General features: G+C 47.9%; 1 protein-coding gene. It reads left to right on the forward strand.

Annotated elements, in window-relative coordinates:
• Positions 1-251: 251 nt before the first annotated feature.
• Positions 252-2,163 (forward strand): DUF1601 domain-containing protein (locus ACO6V1_RS23565; RefSeq protein WP_422468977.1); only part of this gene is annotated, 1,912 nt, incomplete at its 3' end.

Consider the following 2,163-nt stretch of genomic DNA (forward strand, 5'->3'; position numbering starts at 1 on the left):
GGGCTAATGCCTGTTCTTAGGGTGGACATTAAGCTTACCCCTCCATTTTCAATGGCTTTTGAATGGAACCACGAAGGACACAAAGAGCACGAAGGAAAAAAAAATCTCTTCTTTGTGCTCTTCGTGTTCTTCGTGGTTCCATCTTTAACTTTCCGAAGAGGGGAGTAGACGCTTAATGTCTATCCTAAGAATGCCTGCTGATGTCGTGGAGTAGTCTACATTTTATGTTTCCCATGAATTAATGAAATATAATGATGGACAGAGGCGATGCTGGTATCAGTTGGCAATGCACAACATCAGGTAATGATTATAAAAAAACGGATGATCGTACCAATTCTGCAAAAAGTGGGCGATACAGACATGGCACAGTCAGACTGGTGATTGCGCCACTACCCTATATCCAGAGGTGTAATGAACTTCATCCTGCTTCTAATGCCTGCTCTGCTAACCGTCCACCAGGACACTCAATAAAACCTGATCATGATTTTAATGCTCTCATCACACAAGAAAAAATGGATTGGCTGGTGTGGGTATCTGCTCGTTACAGTGATCGCTATGATGGTAAAAAACACAGTCAATTTGCCACGTTAATTAAACAATACACATCAGCGTCACAACGACCTTTAAATCACAGTGAACAATGTCAACTGATACCCTTGTTGCACAATTTTAAAGCGACACTCGGGTGGACTTGGCGAAGCCTGATGACAACGATTCATTCATTTACGTCAGCGGGTGTTTTTACCCCTAATAAATATATGAATGAGAAAAGTCAGGAAGCTCAGGCAGCGTTATTGTCAACGTTACTTGATGGAGTAATAGTTAAGTGCAAGCAAAAACCTGAAGCCAGGGATATTGATGCCCAAGGTACCACCAACCTGCTGTGGGCCCTGGCAAAAATAGTTGGTAACGGGCTGGAGCTTGAGAAAACACCGAAGCTCAGAGAGGTCGTAGCTGCGCTGTTGCCCCTGGTGAAAATCAAAGCCGAATCAAAAGAGGGGAAAGAACACTTTATTCCTCTGCATATCGCCAACCAGCTGTGGGCATTGGCAAAATTGGTAGATAACGGGCTGGAGCTGGAGAAGACACCGAAGCTCAAAGAAGTTGTGGCCGCGCTGTTACTCCATGTGAAAACGAAAGCCGAATCAAAAGAAGAGAAAGACTACTTCAAGCCACAGGAAGTCACCAACCTGCTGTGGGCTCTGGCGAAACTGGTCGAAAACGGGTTGGATCTGGAGAAGACAGCGCAGCTAAAAGAGGCCGTAGCCGCGCTGTTGCACCATGTGAAAATTAAAGCTGAATCAAAAGAAGAGAAAGACCACTTTAATCCTCAGCATATCGCCAACCTGCTGTGGGCGGTGGCGAAATTGGTAGACAATGGTCTGAAGAAGACACGGACGTTCAGAGAGGCCGTGGCCGCGCTGCTGGCCAATGTGAAAACCAAAGCCAAATCAAAAGAAGAGAAAGACCACTTTATTCCTCAGCATATCACCAACCTGCTGTGGGCCGTGGCAAAATTAGTGGACAACGGGCTGGGGCTGGAGAAAACACCCAAGCTCAAAGAGGTCGTGGCCGCGTTGTTACCCCATGTGAAAACCAAAGCCGAATCAAAAGAAGAGAAAGACCACTTTATTGTTCAGCATATCGCCAACCAGCTGTGGGCGGTGGCGAAATTGGTAGACAACGGGCTGGAGAAGACAGCGCAGCTAAAAGAGGTCGTCGCCGCGCTGCTACCCCATGTGAAAACCAAAGCCGAATCAAAAGCAGATCAAGACCACTTTATTCCTCAGCATATCGCTAACCTGCTGTGGGCCGTGGCAAAACTGTTGGACAACGGGCTGGAGAAGACAGCACAGCTGAAAGAGGCCGTGGCCGCGCTGTTACCCCATGTGAAAACCAAAGCCGAATCAAAAGAAGAGAAAGACCACTTGAAGCCACAGGCAGTCACCATCCTGCTGTGGGCCGTGGCAAAACTGGTGGAGAACGGGCTGGAGCTGGAGAAGACAGCGAAGCTCAAAGAGGCCCTGGCCGCGCTGTTGTGCCATGTGAAAGCCAAAGCCGAATCAAAAGAAGAGAAAGACCACTTTATTCCTCAGCATATCGCCAACCTGCTGTGGGCCTTGGCAAAACTGGTGGAGAACGGGCTGGAGCTGGAGAAGACAG

The organism is Endozoicomonas sp. ALC013, assembly GCF_049310205.1.
Classification (GTDB): Bacteria; Pseudomonadota; Gammaproteobacteria; order Pseudomonadales; family Endozoicomonadaceae; genus Endozoicomonas.